This window comes from Acidocella sp. MX-AZ02 (assembly GCF_000306035.1).
In the GTDB taxonomy this organism is placed as follows: Bacteria; Pseudomonadota; Alphaproteobacteria; order Acetobacterales; family Acetobacteraceae; genus Acidocella; species Acidocella facilis.
In genome coordinates this window covers 570,484-577,728 of sequence record NZ_JH976208.1, presented here as the reverse complement: position 1 = coordinate 577,728, position 7,245 = coordinate 570,484, and the positions used below count along the sequence as shown (strand labels likewise).

At 67.9% G+C, this 7,245-nt stretch carries 7 protein-coding genes; 5 read left to right on the top strand and 2 right to left on the bottom strand.

Annotation, left to right across the window (positions count from 1 at the left end; all coding sequences use genetic code 11):
- Positions 1-508 (bottom strand): outer membrane lipid asymmetry maintenance protein MlaD (gene mlaD / locus MXAZACID_RS11005; RefSeq protein ID WP_008494422.1); only part of this gene is annotated, 508 nt, incomplete at its 3' end.
- Complete coding sequence (locus MXAZACID_RS11000; RefSeq protein WP_205619793.1) at positions 508-936, bottom strand: NADH-ubiquinone oxidoreductase subunit NDUFA12 family protein; 429 nt, start codon at positions 934-936, stop codon at positions 508-510. The genes MXAZACID_RS11000 and mlaD, both read right to left, overlap by 1 nt.
- Before the next feature lie 159 nt (positions 937-1,095).
- Between MXAZACID_RS11000 and MXAZACID_RS10995 the strand changes: the two genes are divergently transcribed.
- The 5 genes from MXAZACID_RS10995 (at position 1,096) to pip (ending at position 7,125) form a co-directional block, all read left to right on the top strand.
- Positions 1,096-2,601: a hypothetical protein gene (locus MXAZACID_RS10995; protein WP_008494420.1), complete on the top strand. Its 1,506-nt coding sequence runs from the start codon at positions 1,096-1,098 to the stop codon at positions 2,599-2,601.
- A 1-nt stretch (position 2,602) separates the two neighbouring features.
- Positions 2,603-3,064, top strand: coding sequence for a RidA family protein (locus MXAZACID_RS10990; protein WP_008494419.1), 462 nt, complete (start codon positions 2,603-2,605; stop codon positions 3,062-3,064).
- A 61-nt stretch (positions 3,065-3,125) separates the two neighbouring features.
- Positions 3,126-5,015 (top strand): nucleoside-diphosphate sugar epimerase/dehydratase, encoded by a 1,890-nt coding sequence (locus MXAZACID_RS10985; RefSeq protein WP_008494418.1) that lies wholly within the window; start codon positions 3,126-3,128, stop codon positions 5,013-5,015.
- An 11-nt stretch (positions 5,016-5,026) separates the two neighbouring features.
- A complete protein-coding gene (locus MXAZACID_RS10980) occupies positions 5,027-6,172 on the top strand; it encodes a DegT/DnrJ/EryC1/StrS aminotransferase family protein (RefSeq protein ID WP_008494417.1) in 1,146 nt (381 codons plus the stop codon).
- Positions 6,173-6,174: 2 nt separating this feature from the next.
- Entirely contained in the window at positions 6,175-7,125 is a 951-nt protein-coding gene (gene pip / locus MXAZACID_RS10975; protein WP_008494416.1) for a prolyl aminopeptidase, read from the top strand.
- Positions 7,126-7,245: the final 120 nt, after the last annotated feature.

Below are 7,245 nucleotides of genomic sequence, written 5' to 3'. Positions count from 1 at the left end.
CGCCCTGCGCGCCGCTCTGGCCGTTGCTCTGCCCACTGCCCTGGCCGCTGCTCTTGGCGCCGCCGCCATTGCCCATCGAGAAGATGAACTTGCCGAGCAGATCCTCGAGATTCACCGCCGACTGAGTGACCTGGAAGCTGGCGCCGGGCTTCATCATCGTATTGGAGCCACCGGGCGAGATCGAGATATAGGAGCCGCCGAGCAGGCTGTCGGAGGTGATCGAGGCGCTGCTATCCTCGGGCACCTTGATATCGCTATTGATGGCGAGCTTGACCTGCGCGGCATAGGTGGTGGGGTTCAGCGTCTCGGCGGCGACATGGCCGACGACGACGCCGCCGATCTTGACATCCGCGCCGACGCTGAGCGCGCCGACGGAGCCGAACTGCGCCTGCAGCGGATAGCCGCCCGTGTTGACCTCACCCGCCCCACGCAGCGCGTAGAGCAGGAACAGCACGGCGACGATGATGACGGCAAACCCGGCGGCGAGTTCCGGAACGCGGCGGACCATCAGCCTTGATCCGGGGTCCAGGATTCATAATCCGCCGAGGCCGCGGCGCGCTTGCCGCCCATGTAGTCATGACCGGCCGGGCGGTAGCTCGCCGGCGTGCCGGTGAGGTTGGGCTTGTGCGGGCGCTGCCAGGCGCGGGGCGCGGCGGCAAGCGGCGCATCCGTGAGGTGATGCAGCCAGGCATGCCATTGCGGCGGCACCACCGAGGGGTCCTGCACCCCGGCATAGACCACCCAGCGCCGGGCGCGCGGCTTGCCCGGGCGCTCGAAATACTGGTTCCCCGCCTCGTCCCGGCCGATGAAGCGGCCTTTGAAGGTGGTGAGGAAAAACAGACCGGGATTCAGGATCAGGCGCTTGAGGCCAAGCGGCTTTGCCTTATCGGTGGAGGCGGGGCCGGTCGCGGCCGGGCTTTGGGCGGCGTTGCTCATGGCTGTGATATAGGTGAAGCCGCGCGAATGGTCCATCTCGCCGGTGCAACGCAGCGTGACGGCATGATGGAAAAGCTATCCACAAGATTCTGTGGGTCAGGCCGAGATTCAACACAAGATGCACTTTAATTGAGTCATATCAGGGCCTAAACTCGATCCATGGCACAGATCCGAACCGATAAATCCTGGCACGGCGTCAAGCTCGCGACCTTCGAGGCCGCCCCCGATCCGGATGCCGAGACCGTGCTGGTCACGCTGCCCGCCGCCTGGGGGCAGGAGGCGGCGAACGCGCTGGCCGCCATTCTGCCGGGCCGGCGGATGCGCCATATCGCCGAGGCGGCGGAGAGCTGGATCGCGCCGATCGCGGCCCGCGCTTTGGCCGCCGGGCTGGGCGAGCGCATCGGCCATGAGCTGCACGCCATGCTGGCCGCGCACCGCGCCAGCCCCAGCGGCAATGTCTGGCGCAACCGCGCCGGTGGGCAGCCGGGCTTTGTGTTTAACCCTTCCGCTTATCTTGATGAGGCGGGCGGGTTCGACTTCGCCGCCCTTGGCCATGACGTGCAGCTGGCGGTGACGGCGCTGACCCTGGCCGCCCCCTCCGAGCACCGGCTGCGGCTGGGTTTTACCGATTTCAATTTGTTCCTGGCGCGGCTGGGGCTGGCTTACGACTCGGCGCCGGCGCGGGATCTGGCGGTGACGCTGACCGGCTTCATCGGCGCCGAGGCGGATCTGGCCTCCGCCCGGCTGCTGGCACGCGGCAATGCGCCGGGCACGCGCATCACCGCCCCGGCTTTGCCAGAGGATGGCGTGCTACCCGGGCTGCGCGAAGCGGCTTTGGCGGCGCAGGAGCAGGCGCTCAGCTTCGGCCAGCGCCGGCATGAGAGCCTGCTGGGCTTCCTCGGCGAGGCCGAGATCGAGGCGCTGCTGGGCGCCGAACAGGTGAATTTCGCCCCTGCCCTCTCGCCGCTGAACCAGGATGGCGGGCTGGCGCACTGGGCGTTGCAATCCCTGGCGGCGCGCGGGCTAACGGCAGAGCGGGCGCTAGCCCGGATGCTGGCTGGCGAGGATTTATTCCCGCTGCCCCGCTCGAGCGCCCATGGCGCCATGCACGACGCGCTGGCCGCTCTGGTCCCCGTCATGCCGCGCCGCCCAGCGCCGCTGACTGCCCCCGCCGCGCAGGTCAACCGCGAAATGCTGCCGGCCCGGCGCACCGGCTATACCCAGAAGGTGGCCGTGGGCGGGCACAAGCTGTTCCTCTCCACGGGAGAATATAAGGACGGGCGGCTGGGTGAGATCTTCATCGCCCTGCACAAGGAGGGCTCGGCCTTCCGCGGGCTGATGGATGCCTTCGCCATCTCGGTCAGCATCGGGCTGCAGCACGGCGTCAATCTCTCCACCTATGTCGAGGCCTTCACCTTCACCCGCTTTGGGCCGGCCGGCGTGGTCGAAGGGGACCCGGCGGTGCCGGCCGCGACCTCGATGCTGGATTATGTCTTCCGCAATCTGGCGGTGAATTATCTTGGCCAGACCAACCTCGCCCCGGCCGGCATTGACGCGCCGGATGAGCTGGGCGACGGTGCGGCGGAACGCGCCCCCTTGCTGCCGCTGGACCTGCCGGCCCCGGCCCCGCGCGAACGCCGTCGCAATTTGAAACTGGTGAGCTGAGATGAGCATTTCCGAGCGCCTGGCCGAGCTGGGCATCACACTGCCGCAGGCGATGGCGCCGGTTGCGAATTATGTGCCGGTGAGCATTACCGGCAATTTGGTCACGGTCAGCGGCCAGCTGCCGGCGATCGCCGGCAAGGTCGCCGTGACCGGCAAGCTCGGCGCCAGCGTGGCGCTGGAAGAAGGCCAGCACGCGGCGCGGCTCTGCCTGATCAATGTGCTCGCCCAGCTGCAGGCGGCGTTGCCGAATGGGCTGGAGAGCGTGACCAAGGTGGTGCGGCTCGGCGGCTTCATTTCCTGCACCCCGGATTTCACCCAGCATGCGGTGGTGATGAACGGCGCCTCCGATCTTTCGGTGGCGGTGTTTGGCGAGGCCGGGCGGCATGCGCGCTCCACCGTGGGCGTGGCGTCGCTGCCGCTGGACGCGGCGGTGGAGGTCGAAGGGCTGTTTTATATCGGTTAATTCACCCTCCGCGTGATTTTGACCGTTTTTCTGCCTTTATTATCGCGGTTATAAGTCGGCCATGAGTCATACCGACATCCCGTCCCTGCCTCTGCGCATGGCGGTGAACATCGTTCTGGATGGCGCCTTTGCGGCTTTCGCTGTGGGCGCCAGCTTCTGGCTCGCCAATCCCGCGGCGCCGGTGCCGCACCCGCATATGCTGCCGGTGGCGGGTGCCGGGGCAATCTGGCTGCTCGGCATTCCCTTCGGCCTGTCGCGCCTGCATTGGCGCTTCGTCTCGATGCGCGATCTGATGGGGCTAGGGCTGGCGGCACTGGTGACGGCGCTGATGCTGTGCCTGCTGATGGTCGGGGCGGGCATCGCCCTGCCCTCCGCCTCCTTCCCGGTCATCCTGGCTCTTACCCTCGGCGCGGCGCTGACTGTACCGAAATTGATCTACCGGCTGATCCGCCAGAAGCGCGGCGCGCGGGGCGCGGCCCAGACCGCCCTGCTGGTCGGCGATGGCGAATATGCCGAGATGTTTCTCGCCGCCCATGCCCAGCAGGCCAGCGCGCCCTATCGCATCACCGGGCTGATCTCGCTTTCCGAGAAACATATCGGCCGGCGCGTGCACGGGCTGGACGTGCTGACCGCCGCCGATGGCGCCGGGGACATGCTGGAACGGCTGGCGGAAAAGCCGGATCTGCTCATCGTCACCGCGCCGCATTTCACCGGCGACCGGCTGCAATGTCTGATGCGCGCCGCCGAGGCCCGCAATATCCGGGTGATGCGCGCCCCCAGCCTGACCCGCCTGGCCCCGGCCGACCAGAAGATGGCGCTGCAACCGATCGCCATCGAGGATCTGCTCAACCGCCGCCAGGTGCAGCTGGACCGTGCCGCGATGGCGGATCTGATCGCCGGCAAGCGGGTGATGGTGACCGGGGCGGGCGGGAGCATCGGCTCCGAACTTTGCCGGCAGCTGGCGATGTTCACCCCGGCGGAGATTTTGCTGCTGGACAGCTCCGAATTCGCGCTCTGGCAGATCGATCTGGAAATCCGCGAACTGGCCCCGGCACTGCCCCGGCGCGCGGTGGTGGCGGATGTGCGCGATGCGCCGCATATGCGCGCCATCGCCGATGAGTTTCTGCCGGATCTGGTCTTTCACGCGGCGGCGCTGAAGCATGTGCCGATCGTCGAGGCGAACAGGCTGGAAGGGCTGCGCACCAATGCGCTGGGTACCCAGGTGGTGGCGGATGCCGTGGCCGCCGCCGGGGCCAGCCTGATGGTGCTGATCTCGACCGACAAGGCAGTGAATCCGAGCTCGGTGATGGGCGCCTCGAAGCGGCTGGCGGAGATGTATGCGCAGGCGCTGGATGTGCAGGCGCGCCGCAGCCAGCAGGGGCTGCGCTGTGTGACCGTGCGCTTCGGCAATGTGCTGGGCTCCACCGGTTCGGTGGTGCCTTTGTTCCGCCGCCAGCTGGCGCAAGGCGGGCCGCTCACCGTGACTGATCCCGGCATGCAGCGTTATTTCATGACGGTGCGCGAGGCGGTGGGGCTGGTGCTGCAGGCCTCGGCCGTCGGCAGCGGCGCCGAGGCGATCCCCGATGGCGGGATTTTCGTGCTGGATATGGGCGAGCCGGTGAAGATCGTCGATCTCGCCCGGCAGATGATCCGCCTCGCCGGGCTGAAGCCGGATGAGGACATCCAGATCAAATTCACCGGGCTGCGGCCGGGCGAGAAATTATTTGAAGAATTGTTTCACGGCGCCGAGCAGCCGGTGCCGACTGAGCATGAGGGGCTGCTGATGGCCACCCCGCGCCTGGCCGATCTGGCGGCCGTGCGCCGCGCCATGGAGGCGTTGGCCAGGCACGCGGCGCGTGGCGACGAGGCGCAGGCAATGGCGCTGCTGCAGCAGATGGTGCCGGAATTTTTCAGCCCCGCGCCTCTCGCGATTCCGCACGCAGCCGAGTAGTCTGCGGCGTCATGAACGCCCAGGCTTTTCCCCCGATCCCGTTTCTCGACCTCAAGGCGCAACAGGCGCGGCTTCCCGGGCTGAAAGCCCGGCTCGACGCGGTTCTGGCGCATGGGCAATATATTCTCGGGCCTGAGGTGCATGAGCTGGAAGCCAAGCTTGCCAGCTTCTGTGGTGCTGCGCATTGCGTCAGCGTCTCCTCCGGCACGGATGCGCTGCAGATCGCGCTGATGGCCGAGGGCATCGGGCGCGGCGATGCCGTGTTCCTGCCCGCCTTCACCTATACCGCCACTGCCGAAGTGCCGCTGCTGCTGGGGGCAACGCCGGTATTCGTGGATGTCGATCCCCGCACCTTCCAGATGGATCTGGCCAGCCTGGAGGCGCGCATCGCCGCTGTGAAGAAGGCGGGGGCGTTGCGGCCGCGGGCGATCATCGGAGTTGATCTGTTCGGCCAGCCGGCGGACTGGGCCGGGATTGCAACCATTGCGGCGCGCGAGGGGCTGTTTACGCTCGATGATTGCGCCCAGAGCTTCGGCGCCGCGCAAGGCGGGGTACGGCTGGGCAAAGCCGCCGATGCCACCGCCACCAGCTTTTTCCCTTCCAAGCCGCTCGGCGCCTATGGCGATGGCGGCGCCTTGTTCACGCAATCCGCCGAGCGCGCGGCGCTCTATCGCTCACTGCGCACCCATGGCGAGGGCACGACCCGCTATGAGGTGCTGCGCACCGGCATGAATGGCCGGCTGGATACGATGCAGGCCGCCGTGCTGCTGGCAAAGCTCGAGGTCTTCGAGGCGGAATTGGTTCGGCGCGAGGAGATCGCCAAAATTTACGACGCGGCGCTGAAAGACGTGCTGGCGGTGCCGGCGCGGATGCCCGGGAGCCAGAGCGCCTGGGCGGTTTATTGCGTGACGCTGCCAGATGAAGCCACCCGCGAGGCGGCGAAGGCGGCGCTGGCGGCGGCTTCCATCGGCCATGCGGTGTATTATCCCCGTGCCTTGCACCAGCAGCCGGCCTATCAGCCTGCGCATGACGGCCCGGCGCTGCCGGTGGCCGAAAGCCTGGGGGCAAGGGTGCTGGCGCTGCCGATCCACCCCGACCTTTCCGATGAGCAGGCGCAGCGCGTCGCCGCGACGCTGATCCAGGCGCTGGGGGGTTAGCCATGCCGCGCGGCGATCTGTTCCCCGATATCGGGCCGTTTGAGACCGGCTATCTGCCCCTCTCCGAGGGGCATGTGATGTACTGGGAGCAGGTCGGCAACCCGAATGGCAAGCCGGTTTTGTTTCTGCATGGCGGCCCCGGCGCCGGGGCCGGGGCGGTGCATCGGCGGTTTTTCGATCCCAGCATCTGGCGGGTGATCATTTTCGACCAGCGCGGCGCCGGGCGGTCGCGCCCGCTGGGGGGGCTGGAGAACAACAATACCCCGCAGCTGATCCGCGATATCGAAACGCTGCGAAATTTCCTGAATATCGAGCGAATGGTGCTGTTTGGCGGCTCCTGGGGCTCGACCCTGGCGCTGGCCTATGCGCAGGCGCATCCCGAGCATGTGGCGGCGGCGATTTTGCGCGGCATCTTCCTCGGCCGGACGCAGGAGGTGGAGTGGTTCCTGCACGGGCTGCAGCGCGTGTTTCCGGACGCCCACGCCGCCTTCACCAGCTTCCTGCCGCCGGAAGAGCGCGGCGATATCCTCGGCAATTATTTCAAGCGCCTGACCGACCCGGACCCGCGCATGCAGGCCGAGGCGGCGCGGGCCTGGAGCGTGTATGAGGGCTCCTGCTCGACGCTGCTGCCGAGCTTCGAGGCGGTCTCCGCCTTCGCCCAAGACCGCACCGCGATCGGGCTGGCAAGGATCGAGGCCTATTATTTCCGCAATGATCTGTTCCTGCCGCCGGGCGGGCTGCTGGCGCATATGCACCGGCTGCAGGGCATTCCCGGCGAGATCGTGCAGGGGCGCTATGACATGATCTGCCCGGCGCAATCCGCCTTCGAACTCGCCGCCGCCTGGGAGCAGGCAAGGCTGACCATCGTGCCGGATGCCGGGCATTCGGCACTGGAACCGGGCGTGCGCACGGCGCTGATTTCCGCCCTTGAGCGCTGCCGGGGGCTGTTATGAGCCTGACCCGCCGCACCTTGCTGGGGGCCGGGCTGGCCCTGCCCTTCGCCCGCCCGGGCCTGGCCGCACAGCCTGCCGCCCCCTGGCCCGGCGCGCTGGTGATGGGCACCGGCGCCCCCG